The organism is Collinsella aerofaciens ATCC 25986 (assembly GCF_010509075.1).
Taxonomy (GTDB): domain Bacteria; phylum Actinomycetota; class Coriobacteriia; order Coriobacteriales; family Coriobacteriaceae; genus Collinsella; species Collinsella aerofaciens.
This window is the reverse complement of record NZ_CP048433.1, coordinates 477,070-496,074: the sequence shown is the minus strand read 5'-3', so window position 1 is coordinate 496,074 and position 19,005 is coordinate 477,070. Positions and strand designations below refer to the sequence as shown.

Sequence of the window (19,005 nt, the reverse complement as noted above, 5' to 3'; positions counted from 1 at the left end):
GCTAATTCCAAGACTGTTGATGCTCTTCGTAGGTTTGCGAGAAGTACTCCTCGTCCTGCGTAATGTAGAAATACAGGTCATCGGAGTCGGTCGGCTCAAGGGTGGCCTTGAGCGCCTCGAGCGACGGAGAGCAGATGGGCGTGGGCGGCAGGCCCTCATGCTTATAGGTGTTATACGGACTATCGCTCTGCAGGTCGTCGGCGGTAACCTCGCCACCGGTGACATACATCATAGTCGCATCGCTATTGAGATAGCGCAGGCCATCGAGCTTGCCGGCAAGGCGGTTGTAGAAAACCGAGGCCACATGCGCACGTTGATCGGCGTTGAGGCCCTCGCGCTCAACGATAGAGGCCAAGTTGACGATGTCGTAGTCGGACATCTCCACACCGTAGCGTTCCTTGATCTTGGCTTCGCAGCTCGCAAAGTCAAGCGACTTGTACTCGGTCTTAAACTGATCGAGCATAGCGCGAATCACGCCATCGGCCGTCGGCGAATCACCCAACGAATAGGTCTTGGGGAACAAGAAACCCTCGAGCGAGTCGTTAGCGGCGTCCTTAAGGAAGCTATAGTCGTCCACGTAGTTGGAGGCCTTGGCCTGGTTGAGGAAGTCTTCCTTAGAGATGCTGTCGTAGGCCTGGGCCACACGGTCGGCGACTTGATCGACCGTCAGGCCCTCAGGGATAGTCAGCGCATTGGAGCCCGCGTTGGGGCCTTCCATGAGCTGCTGAACAACCTTGGTCGCATCCATGAGTGTGGTGAACGAATAATCACCAGGCTTGAGCGACATATCGGCGTTGAGCTTTTTCACCGCCGCATAATAATCCTTGGGATTTTCGACGATATGGTTCTCGGAGAGAATCGAGGCGATAGTATCGCCCGAAGCACCATCGGGAATGGTCACCGTAACCTGCTGACCAGCCGTGACCTTCGTATCCTCACCGGCAAAGAAGCCCTTGACGGCCGGCACGACAAAGAAAGCGATCGCAGCAAGCGCGAGCACCGACACCACAACGCCGATGATCATGGGAACCGGAGAACTCTTCTTTTGAGCACCGCGACGAGCATGCGTGTTGTAGCTCGAGCGGGTCGCCGGAGCAACGCCATGCGAACCGCGAGCGTGATGCGAATGCGATTGAGGGGCCTGAGTTCGCTGGGTAGGTGCCTGCTGCTTAAAGCGGGTGCCGCCTGCAGTCTGGGCCGTACGAGCAGTGGGCTGTTGAGCCGCGTGAGAAGCCGAATGCTGAACCGAACGAGCGGAAGGCTGCTGACCCGTCCGTTGAACAGGTTGGGCCGAACTAGAGAAGGACTGCGCCGGGCGCGCGGCAGGCTGAGCTGCGCGCTGCGTCGGCTGTGCCGGACGCTGGCCAGGCTGGGCAGGGCGCGACGCCGGCTGCCGTGTACGATTCTGCTGGCGCGGATTGGAAGCGCTAGGCATGCGAAACCTCCTCGTTTTTACGATCGAGCCACGTCTGCAAAAACAGGCTGGCGGCAATCATGTCGATCTTGCCCCTCATCTGCTTTTCGTTGAGTCCCTGCTCGCGCAGGATACGCTTAGCCTCTTGCGAGGACAGACGCTCGTCCTCAAACTCCAACGGAAGATCGAGCTCGTCGGCAATCTTTTGCGCCACAGCGGCAACGCGCTCGGCCTGAGGGCCGGGCTCACCGGCCATGGTCAGGGGACGTCCGCTTACCAGGATGTCGGGCTCATAGTCCTCAACCAGGTAGCGGAACGTCTTGGCCATACCGGTGACCTCGGCAGCCGGAAGCACCTTGACAGGCATCGCCATCTTGCCATCACGGCTCGAGACGGCGATGCCAATCCTGGTCTCCCCTATGTCCAGCGCGAGCGCAACCACAGCGACTTCTTAGATTCTTAGGCGCCGAGCGCGGTCTTAGCGGCCGCGAGGGCATCGGCGATGCCGGCAGCATTCTTGCCACCGGCCTGGGCCATGTTGGGACGACCGCCACCGCGACCGTCGACCAGACCCGCGATCTGCTTGATCACGTTACCGGCGTGGAAACCGGCCTTGACGGCGTCATCGGAGCCGGCAGCGAGCAGGGCCGGAGTGCCCTTCTCAGTCACGCTGGCGACGACACAAGCGACAGGGCCGGCGACCTTCTGATGAACGGTATCCCATACGTTGCGCAGGTCGGCAGCCTCAAGGCCCTGGAGCTCAGCGACAACGAGCTTATAGCCGTCGAGCTCGACGGCGCCCTCGATGGCGCTGGAGATGGCGTCGGAGGAGCCACCGGTCAGAGCCTTCTTGAGCTTATTGGACGTCTCGCGCAGCTCGGCCTGCAGGTTCTCCATGCGAGCGGGAACCTCATCCACGCGGCACTTGAGCGCAGTAGCAGCGGCGTCAACGAGTGCCAGGCGGTCGGCCATATAGTCGAGGGCACCCTTAGAGGTCACGGCCTCGATACGGCGGACATTGGAGCCCGTGGAGGACTCGGAAATGATCTTGAACAGGCCGATCTCGGCGGTGTTGGCAGCGTGTGTGCCACCGCAGAGTTCGCGGGAGAACGGCTGGTCCTCAGCCCCCACGGAGACAACGCGGACGACGTCGCCATACTTCTCGCCAAACAGGGCGACAGCGCCGGCAGCCTTAGCCTCGTCGATGCCCATGACACGGGTCACGACCGGCTTGGAAGCGAAGATCTGCTGGTTGACCAGGTCCTCGACAGCCTTGAGCTGCTCGGAGGACAGGGCCTCGAAGTGCGTAAAGTCAAAGCGCAGGTGCTCGGGCGTCACCAGCGAGCCGGCCTGGGAGACGTGCTCGCCCAGGACCTGCTTAAGGGCGGCGTCGAGCAGGTGCGTGGCGGTGTGGTTGCGGCGCAGGAAGCCACGGCGCTCGGCGTCGAGCGCGGCGGTAACAGCGGCACCGACAGTCAGCGTGCCATCGGCAACGTGCGCGACGTGGGCATACAGGCCGTTGTGGTTCTTGGTGTCGGCAACGGTCAGAACAACGCCCTCGGCGGAAAGCTTGCCGGCATCGCCCTGCTGACCACCCATCTCGGCATAGAACGGGGTTCGGTCGAGCACAACCTCGACGTCCTCGCCGGCGGCAGCGGACTCGACGGACTCGCCGTTGCGCACGATGGCGACAACCTTGGCGCCCTCGATCACATCGTTGTCATAGCCGTCGAACTCGGACGCTGCGACCTTGTCGGAAAGCTCGACCCACACGTCGTTGAAGCTGCCCCAGGCGTCGCCCTTGGCATTGGCGCGGGCGCGGGCCTTCTGGTCCTCCATGCAGGCAGTGAAGCCGTCCATGTCGACGTCGTGACCAGCGGTGCCGGCGATCTCGACGGTTAGGTCGATGGGGAAACCAAAGGTGTCGTGCAGCTTAAAGGCAACATCGCCCGGAAGCGCAGCACCCTCGGCAAGCGCTGCCAGGGCCTCATCCAGGTAGACGCGACCGTTGTCGAGCGTCGTGGAGAAGCGCTCCTCCTCGGAGGCGACGATACCCTTGACGAGCGCGACGTTCTTGAGCAGCTCAGGATAGGCCTCGCCCATCTGAGCATTGACCTCGTCGATGAACTTGGTCAGGAAAGCACCCTCGATGCCCAGCAGGCGACCGTGGAACACGGCACGGCGGAGCAGACGGCGAAGGACGTACTCGCGACCCTCGTTACCGGGCAGGATGCCGTCCGAGATCATAAAGTCGACGGCACGGGAGTGATCGGCGATGATGCGCAGGGAGCGGCTGGCGCCGGAGTAATCGTCGGCGTCATAGGTCTTGCCGCTGATCTCCTCGCCCAGCTTGATGAGATGCTGCATCAAGTCGCCGTCGTAATTGGCGGTCTTGTGCTGCATGATGGCGGCCATGCGCTCAAGGCCCATACCCGTATCGAGGTTGCGGTGCGGCAGCTCCGGCATGGAGCCGTCCTCCTGGCGGTCATACTGGGTAAAGACGAGGTTCCAGAACTCCAGGAAGCGGTCGCAGTCGCAGCCGGGCTTGCAGTCGGGGCTGCCGCAGCCGACCTCCTCGCCCATGTCAAAGTAGATCTCTGAGCACGGACCGCAGGGACCGGTGGGGCCAGCAGCCCAGAAGTTGTCGTCCTCGCCCAGGCGGGAGATGTGGTCCTCAGCAACGCCCAGAGAACGCCACACGTCGTGGGTCTCATCGTCCTCGGTAAAGACGGTAAAGTACAGGCGGTCGAGCGGCAGCTTGAACTCCTTGGTGATGAGCTCAAAGGCCCAGGCGCAGGCCTGCTGCTTGGAGACGCCGCCAAAGGAGAAGTCGCCGAGCATCTCGAAGAAGGACAGGTGACGGCCATCCTCGCCGATGCAATCGATGTCGTTGGTGCGGACGCACTTCTGGCAGGAGATAGCGCCGATCTCCTTCATGGTCTTCTTGCCCTGGTAGTACTCCTTAAACTGGTTCATGCCAGCGTTGGCAAGCAGCAGCGAAGGATCGTCGGGGACGAGGGACGAAGAAGGATAGAGCTTAAGACCGCGCTCCTCAAAGAAGTTGAGGAACTTGGAGCGGATCTCGGCCGTAGTCATTGACGGGTAGTCAGCACTCATAGAGGGAATCTCCTCGGTTTCACATCGAAACAGTTCAAACGTAACGATATTACCATCCCACCGCGCAAGTGCAAAAAAGAGGGCCGGCACAATGCCGGCCCTTCAGCGAAATTGCATGTTAGCGCGTATGAATATTAATCCGAATTACCCCGCTAGTTGTCATCATCGTCCATGGAGCCGTCGATGCCGGTTTTGGTGTCGTCGTCTGAGTTGGAATCATCGTCTTTGGCGAAGGGGTTTTTGAAGAAACCCGTCGCATCGGGCTGCAGGCCCGAGAGCTTGATCCAGGGATTATCGAGCTCGGGCTTGGGCATGGCCTTGGCCTCGGGCGCAGTCTCGTTGCCGATGAGCTCGGACTCGTAGATGAAGGTATCGTCGCCGAGCGCATCGTAGGCGGCGACCGGGTTGCCATCGGCATCGCGGTACGGTGTGCCCTTAAACACGGCGCCGTCATAGGCCACAAGCTGGCGGCCGGTCTCATTCTCGAAGTAGTACACGAAGATACCTTTGAGGGCCGCACACAGCGGGATGGCAATAATCATGCCGATGGGGCCCATGAGTGCCGAGCCAATAACGAGCGCCGTGAGGCTCATGATGGGATGCACCTGCACCGAGCTCTGCATGACCTTAGGCGAAATCACATTGTCGGTGACGTTTTGCGCGATCATTGTCACGATGAGCGTCCATAACGCCAACATGGGACTGAACATGAAGCCGAGTACCGTGGCGATTGCTGCGCTCACCCAAGGACCGACGACCGGAACCAAATGCATGATACCGGTAAAGATAGCCATGAGCGCCGCATACGGATGACCGATAATCATAAAACCGATAAAGGCGAGGAAACCACCGCAGATGGACGTCACGACCATACCGCGCATGTAGCCGCCGACAGAGCGAGAAAGGATGGCGACCATAAAGCGGTACGAAGTCTCCTTCTCCTGACCGATGATGGTGCAAATCTCGTGATGCATGCGAGGGTAGTCGCAGGCCATCCAGTAGGCAAGCACCAGACCAAGGAAGATCACGAACAACTGCGAGGCCGTATTGGTGATGAGCGGGAACACACCGCGACCAAGCTCGGCAGCAATCTGAGACACATACTTCGATGCCACGGTAACCAGGGACGAAAGATTATCGTCCAAATACTCCTTGAGCGGCGTGTTGTTGAGCGTCTTGGCATGCGAGATCATCTCATTGAGATCGCCACCCGCAACACGAAGCTGCTCGGGAAGGCGGCTCAGGACTTCCATGATCTGACCAAAGAGAATCGGCGACAAGATGCAAACGACACCGACGAGCACGGCAACAACAACAATAAGCGCGACAAGCGAACCGATGCCGCGATTCACGCCATGGTGCTCGAGCCAGTTGGTGATCGGGGACATCACAAAAGCAATGATGGAACCGACGGCAAGAAACTCAATAACCGGTGCCAGGATGCCCATAAGGTTAAAGATGACAGCGGCGATGACAATGCAGCCGACAACAGCCCAAATGCGCAGCGTCAGAATGCGGGTGTCGCGCAGCACGCGATCGGTTTGTTGGGGGTGCTCACTCATGAACGAATCATCACTCCGTCGGGGTCGATCTTGTCCTGAATCTTCTTAAGCGTGCGGCGCAGCAGACGCGAAACCTGCACCTGAGAAATACCCAGCTTCTTGGCGATCTCGATCTGGGTCATGCCCTTCACAAAGCGCAGCTCGATCACCTCGCGCTCGCGCGGCGAGAAATCGCGGATGGCTTCCTCGATCACCAGGCGGTCATCGGTAAAGTCGAGCTCGTTGTCGTCGTCGGCGTAACGGTCAAGAATCGAAGGGGCATCGTCGGAATCGGACGCACCAGGAGCCTCGATGGGCACCGAGGTATAGGCCGAAGACGATTCCATAGCCTCGAGGACCTCATCGACAGTCACATCTAGATACTCAGCGATCTCCTCAACCTTGGGCGAACGCTGCAGCTCGTTGGTAAGTTTGTCGGTAGCTTGGTTGACCTTGGCCGAGAGCTCCTGCAGACGACGCGGTACGCGCACGCTCCAGCCCTTGTCGCGGAAATGGCGTTTGATCTCGCCCAGGATAGTGGGTGTTGCAAACGTTGTGAACTCGAGTCCGCGCTCGGGGTCAAAGCGGTCGATAGCCTTGAGCAAGCCCAGATAGCCGACCTGCATGAGGTCGTCGAGCGGCTCGCCGCGATTCTTAAATTTGTTGGCAAGAAACCTTACCAGGTTCATATGGGACATGACGAGCTGCTCACGGGCGTCCGGATCACCGGTCTCCTTGTAACGACGAAACAGCTCGCGGGTTTTCTCCTTGTCCCAAGCGGCCTTGCCGCTCCGGGAACGTTCGGTCATATTAGATATCCGCCTTGAGGTCGAGGGAAAGCGTCAGGGGCGCCGTAGTCTTTTCGTAGGAGTCGCACACGCTCGCGAGGATGAGCTCGGCATACACCGCAGCCTGGTCGTCTTCATCGACCGTAGCCTGGTCGCCAAAGGTAATAGTCATGCCAACGTGGGTCTCATCGACATCGAATTTGATGGTGATGTCATCGCAGTCGACCGCGGTGCAACCAAAGATGAAAGCCTCCTCAGCAGCCATGCGGATGTCCTCGATGCGATCGACAGACATAGAGCACAGGGCACCAACGTTGGCTGCCGTCATGCGCACAAGGCGAGCGAGACGCGGGTCACCGGCAACGGTCAGCGTGATAGGGCAGGTTGCTTCGCTACTCATCGCAGGACTCCTCAGAGGTCTCGGCGGGCGTATAGGTGTAATACTGAGCCGGCTTGGATACAGACTTCTGACCATCATCGTCGCCCGCGGCGGCCTCGTCCTCGCCAATTAGGACGCGCTCGGTAGGCTGCTCGGCCTCCGCAGCGGCAGCGGCGAGCTTGCGATCGGCATCGGCTGCAGGAGCCTTCACCTTATTGAAGAGCTTCTGCACAGCACCGGCAGCAGAGTCGGTCACGCTCGACACAGCATTGCTGGCCTCGGCCATGCTGCCCGTAACCTCGGAAATGTCGCGAACCACGGCTTCGACCTCTACGAGATTGGAGGTAAGGGCATCAACTGCCGTCTTGCTCGACTTAAGCAGCGGCTCCATCTGAGCAAGCGCCGGCGTAAGCTCATCGACAGCGCCATCGAGCTTTGCCACCACAGGCTGAGCCTCGGCGATGGTGTTGTTAAGGTCGTTGACGGTCTTATCGAGCGAGTCGACAACGGTGCGGGTCTTGCGCAGGGTAAGCGCGAGCTCAACGATGGCCCACACGCCGGCAACGGCGAGCAGCAGCAGGGCGATTTGAATGGGACTCATACAATCCTCCCAAAGGAATCGAAATACAGACGTTTTTCATGTTACCCCAAAGAAGGGGAAAGATACCCAAAGGGAATGTGCGAGGTGCCAATGACCTACTTGGGCGCGTTACCGCTGCGGTCGCGTTCGCTTTGCTCTACGCGCCACTCTTCCCAACCGCGGCCGGCAGGCTGCCAGAATGCGCCGCGCTCCAGTCCCTCGGGCAAATAGCGCTGATCGACCCAGCCTTCGGGATAATCATGTGGATACTTATACACACCGTATTCATCGCTGCCTGGGCGATGGCGATCGCGCAGATAACTCGGCACCTCGCGAAGCCCACTAGAATGGATGTCGGCCAGCGCCGCATCGATCGAAGCCTCGCACGCGTTGGATTTAGGCGCCAAGCACACATAGAGTGCAGCCTGAGCCAGGTTAATGCGGCACTCTGGATAGCCGATGACCTCGGCAGACTTAAACGCGGCATGTGCCACCAGAAGCGCCTGCGGATCGGCATTGCCAACATCCTCGGAAGCATGAATCATGATGCGGCGGGCGATAAACTTGGGATCCTCCCCCGCATCGATCATGCGCGCAAGCCAGTAGACCGTGGCATCGGGGTCGCTACCGCGCATGGACTTGATGAACGCACTGATGATGTCGTAGTGCATGTCGCCGTTTTTGTCATACGTAAAGCCGCGACGCGGGTTGGCAATCTTTACGTCATCCACGGTGATGGGATAGCGCTCCCCCGCCGCCGGCGCTGGCGTTCCCTCGGTATCGGGACGCGTGACGGCAATCTCGCTCGCCAGCTCAAGTGTCGTCAGGGCCGAGCGTGCATCACCCGCAGCCAGCGTACAAATGGTCTTGGCCGTATCCTCATCGGCCGAGAACTTACCGTTCAAGCCCTGCGGCGCCTCAAGCGCACGTTCAATAAGCGTGGCGATATCCTCATCCTTCAGATGCTCAAGCTCCACGACGCGACCACGTGAGAGCAGTGCCGAGTTGACCTCGAAGTACGGGTTCTCCGTCGTAGCGCCAATCATAATGACGGTACGGTTCTCAACTGCATGCAGCAGGGCATCCTGCTGCGACTTAGAGAAGCGGTGAATCTCATCGATGAATAGAATGGTGCGGCGGTCGTACGTATTCAGGCGCGTCTTGGCCTCATCAATCACGCGACGCAGGTCCTTCACGGTACCCGTGACGGCGCTGACCTCGACAAACTCGCTCTTGGTATGGTTGGCGATAATGTGGGCCAGCGTCGTCTTGCCCGTACCGGCAGGCCCGTACAGAATCACGCTCGAAAGCACGTCGTGCTCGATCGCGGCACGCAGCCATGAACCCTTACCGACGGCCTTTTGCTGGCCCACGTACTCGTCGAGCGAATTGGGTCGCATGCGCACCGCGAGCGGCGCATTTTTAAAGGAACGCTCGCGCGTCGAGGCAGAAAAAAGGTCGTCCATAGCCATCCCGTGCATCAATCAAAAACGTTTTCCACTAACAGTATACCGAATTAATACGAACTACCGTTCGTTAATATAGGTACGGTGCGGAAACTCCAGACCAGGGAACAGCCTGCTCGTCAGCTCGCAGAAATAACCGTCCGTCATGCTCGCGATATAATCCACTACGGCTTGATCCTTGTCGTCCCGCCAGGCATAGGTGCGGTCGTAGTAGGAAAGCTGCTGCTCAATGCGCGAAATATGGTGCTTAAAGATGTAAGAGGACTCGTCACCACTGTTTAGATCCCGCAGGCAACGGTCGTAGAGCTTTACGAACGCCTCGCGCAGCTCCGCCTCGGAATCGCCTTCGATACCGCCCTTGCTATAGATCTTCTCGTAGTTCTCGCGCTTGGCTCGGCGAATTTCCTCAAACAGGTCCTCGCTCATCTCGATGCGCGGCTTACCATAGCTGTGCTCAACGATATCGATGGAGGCATGCGTGAGGATCCAACTGTTGTAGGCACCGCCCCGGCCATCATCAAAAGCGTCGGGCGAAAGCAGGCCCGCCGCGATCGCATCCTGACGGTCACGACCGACGTAGGCAAGGATATCCGAGATGCGGACCACACAGCCTTCGAGCGTCATGGGACGCAGGTGCTCAATTGCGCTATAGCCCTTGGCAATACAGTCCTCAACCGTCTGATCGAACTGGTCAAAGGAACCCATGTCCGAAAGCTCAAACACGCGTTGCTCGTACTCGCCGTTATGGCACAGCACGCCATCAAGCGTCTGGAGCGACACGTTGCGGCCATACAGCGCATCGAGCACGCGGACAGACTGCACGTTATGGAAAAAGAAGCGCCCGGTGTGCTCGTGATAGATATCGTTGAGAAAGCGCTCACCGGCATGGCCGAAAGGCGTGTGTCCCAAGTCGTGGCCTAAGCCAATCGCCTCGATCAGATCGCAGTTGAGCCCCAGGGCGTGACCGATATCGCGCGCGATGCGCGAGACAAGCTGCACGTGCAGACCGCGGCGTGACAGGTCGTCGTTGCTGCGAAAACTGAAGACCTGCGTTTTGCCTGCATAGCGGGTGTATGCGGGCAGATGCAAAATCTTTTCGGTATCGCGCATAAAGGCCGGACGCATAAGCGTGCCTTTGTCGACAGCGCGATCAATACGACGAATGACCTGATCGTCGTTGCAACGATACGGGTTGACGGCACCCGAAGCACGATCGGCGGAAATGCGCTCGACCAGCTCGGGCGACAACGCCGAAGGAATACGGTCCATGCGCGCCTTAATGACGGCCGTTTCTTGATTAGTTGCCATGGCATGCTCCTTAAAAAGGATGCGCAATCAGTTACAATGTGCAGCCCACGACCTCGATTATGGCAAAAATCGGCACTAAAAACGGGAGCAATGGCAGGGAGCGCGATTTTGCGATGAGGCAAGCGACGGCAAGGGTCAGGAGCGCAACCGCAAACGCGACAACGCCGCCCAGGGGATCGAAGGTACAAAGGGCAAAGAGTGCCTTGACGTCCCCCATGCCAATGCCAGGAGCGTGGCGAACTCTACGCCAGAGCGACTCGGTAAGCACAAGGCCAAGGTAGACGATGACCGCAAGACCGGCGTGGTCAAGCGCTGTGTTCAAACCGAGGTCGAGCCAAACGCCCGCCAACGCCGTCACGGCACATGCGCCGGCAAGCCCATTGGGAAACCGTCGCTCTCGGGCATCAATTGCCACGCCGGCAAAGATGCAAATCCAAAACGGGATATAGACCATCGGACTCCTCCTCGAGCTGCATCGCAAAAGCAAAAACCACCACAAAGGTGCCTGTCCCCTTTGCGGTGGTTTTGGTGGTGGTTATTTGGCGCCTTGCATGACCTCGTCAAGGGTAACGTTGACGGCGTGCTGCGTCGGCACCCAGTCGACCTTCAGGAACAGCGCGGCCACCGTGATGGGGATATAGCTGAACATAAAGATCGGGAAGGTAAACAGGTTAGTCACCAGACGCCACTTTTGCGCGCAGTGAATGTGCTTGTACTCAAAGATAGTCGTGAGCAGCGCCAGGATAAAGAAGGTCTGATACATCATGGCGAAGGTCATAATGAGCGAAGCGGCGCACGCCTGCATCTCGACTTCGGTAGCCAAGAAACCATGCGAAAGGCCACCCACAATCAAGAACGTCGCATTAGCGAGCATCGAGATCAGCGATAGCAGCATACCCGGGGCGATCGTCATGAACATGTCGTAGGCGGCAAAGCGATGATAGCGGAACGTCGACTTGACCAGATGCTTACCGTAGGTAAAGAACACCTGGTAAAAGCCCTTGGTCCAGCGCATGCGCTGTTTCCAGGACGCCTTAAACGTCACGGGCTGTTCGTCAAAGAACTCCGCCGGCGCATAGCCAATGCGAATACCGTGAATAGCGCAGAACGTAGTGAACTGAATGTCCTCGGTCAGCGTGTGGAACTGCCAACCGTGCATGCCCTCGATAACGCTTGACGAGATAAGGTACCCCGAACCCGAAACAGCGCACGACGTCTTGCAGATATTACGCGCGTTGTTGAGGAAGCGCGCCTCGCGTAGATACCACGTGGCATTAGCTGCCGAGATCCACGAGCTGCCGAAGTTCTTGGAATTGCGATAGCTCGTGACCACATGGAAGCCCTGGTCAAAGGCATCATTCATCTTGGAAACGTAATCGCGGGAGATAACGTTATCGGCATCGAAGATAAAGTAGCCCTCAAACGTGTCGGGATACTCGTTGAGAATGCGGTCGAAGCCAAAGTCCATGACCCAGCTCTTGCCCTTGCGGGCCAGGTCATTGCGCTCGTAAACAATGGCACCGGCCTCGCGCGCGAGCTGCGCCGTGTTGTCGGTGCAGGCATCGGCGACCACGAAAACCTCGATGAGCTCGGACGGATAATCCTGGTCCTTGATGGAGCGAACGAGGTTGGCGATCACGGCCTCCTCATTATGCGCCGCAATAAAAAAGGCATAGCGATGGAGTTTTTTGGCCTTGGGAGGCGCGACCTCACCACGAAGAGCGCCAATGACAAAGAAGACCACCTGGTACAGAAAGCAGACCGTGAGCAGCGTGACGACAATCTGGTTGAAGATCACGATGGGTGTGTTGGTTTGTAAAAAGGCGAGCATGCAGGCTCCCAGCAACGCGTAACGTAAACAATCGTATATCTTACCGCAGGCTTACCGAGTTCAAGAAACCACCTAATACCGGCTAGGCTTCGAGCAGGCCGAGCTGCGGGACGATGTCGTCGCCGGCGGCAGTGCGACCGAGCGAGCGCGGAGCCAGATCGTCGAGAACCGCAGCGAGATCCCACGGCAACTCGTCGCGGCACTCAATGCGCTCCCCCGTCACGGGATGTTCGAACGCCACGCGCCAGGAATGCAGAAACTGCCTGGTCAGACCCTGGTCGGCGCGTGCATCGCACTTACCGTAAAGTGGATCGCCCACGCAGGCGTGGTTGATATGGCGCATATGCACGCGAATCTGATGTGTGCGGCCCGTAAACAGGTGGCACTCGACGAGCGTATAGCCGTCGTCAAAACGTGTGGAATCGAAGCGCTCGAGGACCTTAAAGGTCGTGATGGCTTGGCGCGCAAAGGGATCATCGGATACCGCCATCTTGACACGGTCACGCGTAGAACGGGCAATGCCGGTGTTAATGGTGCCCTCATCCATAGCGATATGACCGTGAACGAGCGTAATGTAACGACGGTCGAGCGTGCGTGTACGGATAAGATTTTGGAGCGCGCGCTGGGTGTCGTCGTCCTTTGCCGCAAGCATGAGACCCGAGGTATCGCGATCCAAACGATGCACAATCCCGGGGCGGTCCTCACCCTGCACGGTACCAAGATGGTCGATGCCACAGTGGTAGACCAGAGCGTTCGCAAGGGTGCCGCTCTCGTGGCCATGGGCGGGATGGCACACCAGGCCCCGCTGCTTGGAGAGCACGATAAGGTAGTCGTCCTCGTAGCGGATATCGAGGGGAATGGCCTCGGGAATCACGTCGGTCGGGTCGTGCGGCTCGGGCAAGTCGACCGAGATGCGGTCGCCGGCGCGTACGGCGTACTTTTTAGAGAGACAAGTCTCACCGTTGACGGCAACGGCGCCTCCCTCGATCAGATGCGCGCAGGCAGAGCGCGTGGGACAGCCATCGTTGGCGCCCAGATAGGCATCGAGACGCTGACCAGCGCAATCGTCGGCAACAAGAATATGGATGTCGGCCATTAGCGCTCATTCCTTTCGCGGATCTTGCGGGCACGCTCCCCACGCTGCTTGGCTTTGCGCTTGGCGCGTGCCTCATCACGGGCATTGAGCTCGGCAGTCGCATCAACTTCGCGGGCCGCAGGGCTCAAGAACATGTAGCCGATAAGGGCAAGCACGACGCCTACGGTGATGCCGATATCGGCCACGTTAAAGACGGGGAAGTCGATGAAGGTGGTGGCAATAAAATCGGTCACGAAGCCAAAGACAAGGCGATCGATCGCGTTGCCGATAGCGCCGCCAGCAACCATAGCCATGCCCACAACCTCAAGATGGGCGAGCTGGGATGCACGAACGAGGTACACGGCGATAGCGATAATGACCGCCAACGCCAGCACGGCAAACGCGATGCCATGCCCCTCGCCCATGCTAAAGGCAGCACCGATATTGCGGACAAATAAAAAGTCGATCACACCGGGGATAACAGTCACATGTAAAGCGTCGCCCACGGCACGAACCGCAAGCTTGGCCAGCTGGTCAACGAGCAGCACAACCAGTGCCACACCACCAGCAACACCCAGCCGCCAACCCAAAGGCGGCGTCATAACCCCAGTACGACCCAAAGAAATCCCCTACCCTCAAGAACATCGAATTCCGTTTAACACAAGTAAACATCTTATATTGCCACAAGCAGAGCGCACGACATATCCACCAACGCAAGCGAAATATCCAGCACAAAACAAAAGCGACATTCCGAATAACGGAATGTCGCTAAATAGCTTTCGACTAAGAGCACTGGTCGAAAGAGAAGGCTCTAGTTCCAACAATGGAAAAGCCGCGTTGCCGTCACCAACAGCGAAAACGTCCCTAAGCGAGCAAGGTGACGTGAAAGAGGAGGGAAGCGTACTTTGGTACGCGACCGACGATTGAACGTCAGATTGCCACTTAGGGGCGTTTGCAGCGTCGGTAGGTTATGGCGTTCTACGAACGCCATAACCTACAGCGCGTCAGCGCAGCGCTTACAGATATGTGCGTGGCCGTTGTACTCGCCGACGGTGGTGCGATAGTTCCAGCAACGGTCGCAGCACTCGCCCTCGGCAGCCTCAATGGCAACGGAGAGCTCCTCGCCCTGGGTCAGCTCAACATCGGAGACGATGTAGAACTCGGCCAGGTCGACGGCCTTATCACCGGTCAGCAGCGCGTACATCTCGGCGGGAACGACCGCCTTGACGCGGACCTGCTGGCTCTTAGTGAAGGTGCCGGCAGAACGGGCATCCTCAAGGGCCTTGGTCACGGCGCTACGGAGCTCGAGCGAAGCCTCGAGCACGCCCTCAAACTCATTGGCCTCGTCGACCGTGATGGGCGACTTGTACCAATCGAGCAGCGCGGCGTACTTCTGGTGATCGACGCAGCCGGCGGGCGCATATGCCATGGCCTCGTCGACGGTATAGGACAGGATCGGCTGCAGGTCGCGCATGAGCATCGAGAAGAGCTCGGCCAGCACGGTCTGGGCGCTGCGGCGCTCGAGCGAGCCGGGCTTGTCGCAGTACAGACGGTCCTTCAGGGCGTCGAGGTACACGTTGGAGAGCTCGGTAACCACGAAGTCATAAAGCGCACGGTAGGCGCGCGGGAACTCGTAGCTGGCGTAGGCGTCGTCGACCTCGGCCTGAACCTGAGTCAGGCGGGCAACCATGAGCTTGTCGAGCGGCAGCAGGTCGGCAAAGGCGACGCCGTCGGTCTCGGGCTCAAACTGACCCTCGAGCTCGGAGAGCAGGAAGCGCAGCGTGTTGCGGAAACGACGGTAGGCATCGGACGTACGAGCGAGAATCTCATGGTCGATGGAGACGTCGGAGCTGGTGTCGACGGAGGCAACCCACAGACGGATGATGTCAGCGCCCATCTCGTCGCAGACCTTATTGGGGTCAATAACATTGCCGAGCGACTTGGACATCTTGCGGCCCTGACCATCGAGTGTGAAGCCCTGCGAGACGACCGCCTTGTACGGAGCATGGCCGTTGGCACCCACCGAGGTGAGCAGCGAGCTCTGGAACCAACCGCGATGCTGGTCGGAGCCCTCGAGATACACGTCAGCCGGGTACTCAAGCTCGGGTCGATACTCGCAGACGGCCTTCCAGGACACGCCGGAGTCCCACCACACGTCGAGAATGTCCTTATCAGCCTTGAGGTGATGGCCGCCACACTTGGGGCAAACGCAAGCCTCGCCCAGGTAACTCTCGGGAGCGTCGGTGAACCAGGCGTCGGAGCCCTTCTCGTGGAAGAGCTTGATGACGGCGTCGAGCGTGGCGTCGTTCATGACCTTCTCGCCGCAGTCGGCGCAAGTGTAGCTGGGGATAGGCACGCCCCAGTTGCGCTGACGGCTGATGCACCAGTCGGGACGCTGCTCGACCATGGCGCCGATGCGGTTGGCGGCGTGAGCCGGATACCACTTGACGTTCTCGCGGACCTCTTTGCCAGCCTGCTCGCGCAGACCGGTCTTGTCCATCGAGACGAACCACTGGTCGGTAGCACGAAAGAGCACCGGGTGCTTGCAGCGCCAGCAGTGCGGATAGCTGTGCGTGATCTTCTTCTCGAGGACCAGGGTGCCGCGCTCGCGCAGGAACTCGATGATGTGCGGGTTGGCCTCGTCGGTATCCATGCCGCTGAAGGGGCCGCCGGTGCCAAACTCCTCGCCGGTGTAGAACTTGCCGTCGTCATCGACCGGCATGCAAATGTCGGTGATGCCCTCCTTGAGGCAGGCGAAGTAGTCGTCGACGCCGTGACCGGGCGAGTTGTGGACGATACCGGTACCGTCATCGACACCGACGTAATCGGCCAACAGTGCCGCGCCCTCAACACCGTCAAAGATCGGCTGCTTATAGTGAATGTGATGGAAGGTCTCGGCGGGAACCACATAGGGCTTGCCGTCGACCACAACCGGGGTGTACTCCCAGCCAAACTCCTCGCAGCACTTGGGAGCCAGGTCCTCGAGCATGACCTCGGCGCGGCCGTCGTGCTCAACGGCGACGTAGGCGGCACCGGGCTTGAGAGAAACTGCCTGGTCGGAGGGGATGGTCCACGGCGTGGTCGTCCAGATGATAAAGTCAACCGGGCCGTCGAAGTTCTCGAGGCCGACGGGCTTGGAGGTCATCTCAAAGCGCACGAAGATGGACGGGCTCGTCTCGTCGGAGTACTCAATCTCGGCCTCAGCAAGTGCGGTATGGCAGTGCTTGCACCAGTGGACGGGCTTGTGACCGCGATAGATCATGCCCTTATCGAACATGGCCTTGAAAACCTCGATGTCGGCGGCGTCATGCTGGTGATAGAGCGTCAGATAGGGGTTGTCCCAATCGCCGAGCACGCCCAGGCGACGGAAGCCGGCCTTCTGCAGCTCGATGTTCTCGACAGCGAACTTATTGCAAAGCTCACGGATCTTAGCCGTGGAGGTCTGGTTGAACTTCTCGGTGCCGAGCTTCTCCTCGACCTTATGCTCGATCGGCTGGCCATGGCAGTCCCAACCGGGAACATAGGGAACCTCATAGCCCTGCATCATCCAGTAACGGTTGATCATGTCCTTGGAGATCTTGTTCATGGCATGGCCGATGTGAATCGGGCCGTTGGCGTACGGAGGACCGTCGTGCAGCACGAACTTCTTGTGACCCTCGTTCTTCTTCAGAACCTGCTCGTAGACCTTGTTGTCCTGCCAGTCCTTGAGTCGCTTGGGCTCGGACTTGGAAAGACCGGCACGCATGGGAAAACCGGTCTTGGGCAGATTCATCGTCTGCTTGTACTCGTTTGCCACGGTACCCCTTTCATGTCATGGGCGCACACGCCCGTTGGGCACCAAAAAAGCGCCCGTCCCTACAAGCTGGGACGAAGCGCCACAAAACGGGCTGTACGCCCGCAAAAGCTCTTCGCTTAACCACCCAGCTTAGATGCCCTCGCCCGCGTATTCGCGCGCTCGCATCCGTTACTCGGCTGGCCTGTATCGACGACCATCTCGGCGATGTCTACTAAGACGTGCCTGTGCGGCATATCCGTTGGGACCGCAGCTCCGGGGTGATTTTCATCGGTCGCATGCACGGGTTCTCAGCACTCCCCGCTCTCTGTAGCATGCGGACGGCCGACTACTCGTCCCCATCAACGCTTATGCGGAGTATGCTAGCACGTTCCGCGCCGGCGAAAAACCCTCAACACTGGTTTTATACGTTCGAAATTTCTTGCGGCCGTGGATCTTCTCTTGGAGCAAAATACCTGTAAGCACTTTATCGAGCGAAAGAAGGTTGCTATGCGCACGATCGGAATGAGCGATTACACCGTCGGCGAGGATTGCTTTGCCGAGCTGCCCGCCGCACTGGCGGAGTACGGCGCGAAGAAGGTCGCCATCATCGGCGGCAAGCGAGCCCTGGCTGCAGCGCTGCCGGGCATCGAGGCGGCACTTGAAGGCACCGATGTCGAGGTTCTTGAGACGCGCGTCTACGGCACCAACAGCACACGCGCCAATATCGCCAAGGTCGTGAACTCCCCCGCTTGCCAACAGGCAGACGTGCTTATCGCCTGTGGCGGCGGCAAGGCACTCGACACCGTCAAGACGGCGGCCATCGAGCTCAAGAAGATCGTCTTTACCGTGCCGACGATTTGCTCTAACTGTTCCGCCGCGACCGCCATTGCCGTTGTCTACAACGACGATGGATCGCTCGAGGGCTATTCATACCCCAACCGACCGGCGCACATCTTCATCAATCCCAAGATCATCGCCGAGGCTCCGGCAGAGTACTTCTGGGCCGGCGTGGGCGACGCCCTGTCCAAGCAGCCCGAGGTCGAGTACGCCACGAGCGCCGGCGACCTGGAGCACACCGCCGGTCTTGGCCTGGCGCTCGCCCACACCTGTTCCGAGCCACTGTTTACCTATGGCGTCCAGGGTCTTGAGGACGTGCGCCAGAACCTGTCGAGCGAGGCCGTCAAGCAGATCGCGCTCGACATCGTGGTCAACACGGGCTACGTCTCCAACCTGACCAACCAGAACGATTACTACTACAACTCGAGCGTGGCGCACGCGTTCTACAACGCCACCTGCAGCATTCCGCGTGAGGGCACTTACCTGCACGGCGAGGTCGTGAGCCTGGGCGTGCTCGTGCTGTTTGCCTATACGGGCGACACCGAGAACCTTGAGCGCTATGCTGCCTTTAACAAGCAGATGGGGTTGCCCGTGACGCTTGAGCAGGTCGGGCTTTCCGAGTCCGATATCCCGGCCCTGTGCGGGTACGCGCACGCCACCAACGAGTGGAAGCAAGGCAACCCGGAGCCCTTCACCGACGAGAAGTTCGCCGCCGCCATCAAGGCCGCCAACGCCTACGGCAGCACGCTCTAGGCCTAACCCAAAACCACCACAAAGGGGACAAGCACCTTTGTGGTGGTTTTTTATTGCTCCAACATTCAGTTCGCACTCGAACCCGATTCTATACGAGAAAGGGTCCGGGTACGTTTTTTGTTTATCGGTAATTCTGCGGAA

The 19,005-nt window shown here is 59.2% G+C and carries 15 protein-coding genes; 1 reads left to right on the top strand and 14 read right to left on the bottom strand.

Annotation, left to right across the window (positions count from 1 at the left end; genetic code table 11):
* Window position 1: 1 nt before the first annotated feature.
* The 14 genes from mltG to ileS form a co-directional block, all read right to left on the bottom strand.
* Complete coding sequence (gene mltG, locus GXM19_RS02280; RefSeq protein ID WP_239057635.1) at window positions 2-1,435, bottom strand: endolytic transglycosylase MltG; 1,434 nt, start codon at window positions 1,433-1,435, stop codon at window positions 2-4.
* Entirely contained in the window at window positions 1,428-1,856 is a 429-nt protein-coding gene (ruvX, locus tag GXM19_RS02275) for a Holliday junction resolvase RuvX (protein ID WP_035138185.1), read from the bottom strand. The genes mltG and ruvX overlap by 8 nt, the downstream gene beginning before the upstream one ends.
* A 17-nt stretch (window positions 1,857-1,873) precedes the next feature.
* On the bottom strand, window positions 1,874-4,531 hold the full coding sequence (gene alaS, locus GXM19_RS02270; protein WP_040358145.1) for an alanine--tRNA ligase: 2,658 nt from the start codon (window positions 4,529-4,531) through the stop codon (window positions 1,874-1,876).
* A 152-nt stretch (window positions 4,532-4,683) separates the two neighbouring features.
* A complete protein-coding gene (locus tag GXM19_RS02265) occupies window positions 4,684-6,093 on the bottom strand; it encodes an AI-2E family transporter (RefSeq protein WP_006233991.1) in 1,410 nt (469 codons plus the stop codon).
* Entirely contained in the window at window positions 6,090-6,881 is a 792-nt protein-coding gene (locus GXM19_RS02260) for an RNA polymerase sigma factor SigF (protein WP_006233992.1), read from the bottom strand. Before GXM19_RS02260 ends, GXM19_RS02265 begins: the two co-directional genes overlap by 4 nt.
* A gap of 1 nt (window position 6,882) precedes the next feature.
* Window positions 6,883-7,260 carry an ATP-binding protein gene (locus GXM19_RS02255; RefSeq protein WP_006233993.1) on the bottom strand — a complete coding sequence of 126 codons (378 nt, stop codon included), beginning with the start codon at window positions 7,258-7,260 and terminating at the stop codon, window positions 6,883-6,885.
* Window positions 7,253-7,840 (bottom strand): hypothetical protein, encoded by a 588-nt coding sequence (locus GXM19_RS02250; RefSeq protein ID WP_006233995.1) that lies wholly within the window; start codon window positions 7,838-7,840, stop codon window positions 7,253-7,255. The genes GXM19_RS02255 and GXM19_RS02250 overlap by 8 nt, the downstream gene beginning before the upstream one ends.
* A 95-nt stretch (window positions 7,841-7,935) precedes the next feature.
* Window positions 7,936-9,285, bottom strand: a complete 1,350-nt coding sequence (locus tag GXM19_RS02245; RefSeq protein WP_082222881.1) for a replication-associated recombination protein A — start codon at window positions 9,283-9,285, stop codon at window positions 7,936-7,938.
* Window positions 9,286-9,345: 60 nt separating this feature from the next.
* Complete coding sequence (locus GXM19_RS02240; protein WP_006233997.1) at window positions 9,346-10,593, bottom strand: deoxyguanosinetriphosphate triphosphohydrolase family protein; 1,248 nt, start codon at window positions 10,591-10,593, stop codon at window positions 9,346-9,348.
* A gap of 31 nt (window positions 10,594-10,624) precedes the next feature.
* Complete coding sequence (locus GXM19_RS02235; RefSeq protein ID WP_006233998.1) at window positions 10,625-11,047, bottom strand: prepilin peptidase; 423 nt, start codon at window positions 11,045-11,047, stop codon at window positions 10,625-10,627.
* Between the two features lie 81 nt (window positions 11,048-11,128).
* On the bottom strand, window positions 11,129-12,424 hold the full coding sequence (locus GXM19_RS02230) for a glycosyltransferase family 2 protein (RefSeq protein WP_006233999.1): 1,296 nt from the start codon (window positions 12,422-12,424) through the stop codon (window positions 11,129-11,131).
* Between the two features lie 82 nt (window positions 12,425-12,506).
* Complete coding sequence (locus tag GXM19_RS02225) at window positions 12,507-13,520, bottom strand: RluA family pseudouridine synthase (protein WP_040358151.1); 1,014 nt, start codon at window positions 13,518-13,520, stop codon at window positions 12,507-12,509.
* Entirely contained in the window at window positions 13,520-14,119 is a 600-nt protein-coding gene (gene lspA / locus GXM19_RS02220; RefSeq protein ID WP_239057634.1) for a signal peptidase II, read from the bottom strand. Before lspA ends, GXM19_RS02225 begins: the two co-directional genes overlap by 1 nt.
* A 374-nt stretch (window positions 14,120-14,493) precedes the next feature.
* Complete coding sequence (ileS, locus tag GXM19_RS02215; protein WP_006234004.1) at window positions 14,494-17,271, bottom strand: isoleucine--tRNA ligase; 2,778 nt, start codon at window positions 17,269-17,271, stop codon at window positions 14,494-14,496.
* 510 nt (window positions 17,272-17,781) lie between these two features.
* On the opposite strand from ileS, the gene GXM19_RS02210 reads away from it, so the two are divergent.
* A complete protein-coding gene (locus GXM19_RS02210; RefSeq protein ID WP_006234006.1) occupies window positions 17,782-18,864 on the top strand; it encodes an iron-containing alcohol dehydrogenase family protein in 1,083 nt (360 codons plus the stop codon).
* The last annotated feature ends 141 nt before the right edge of the window (window positions 18,865-19,005 follow it).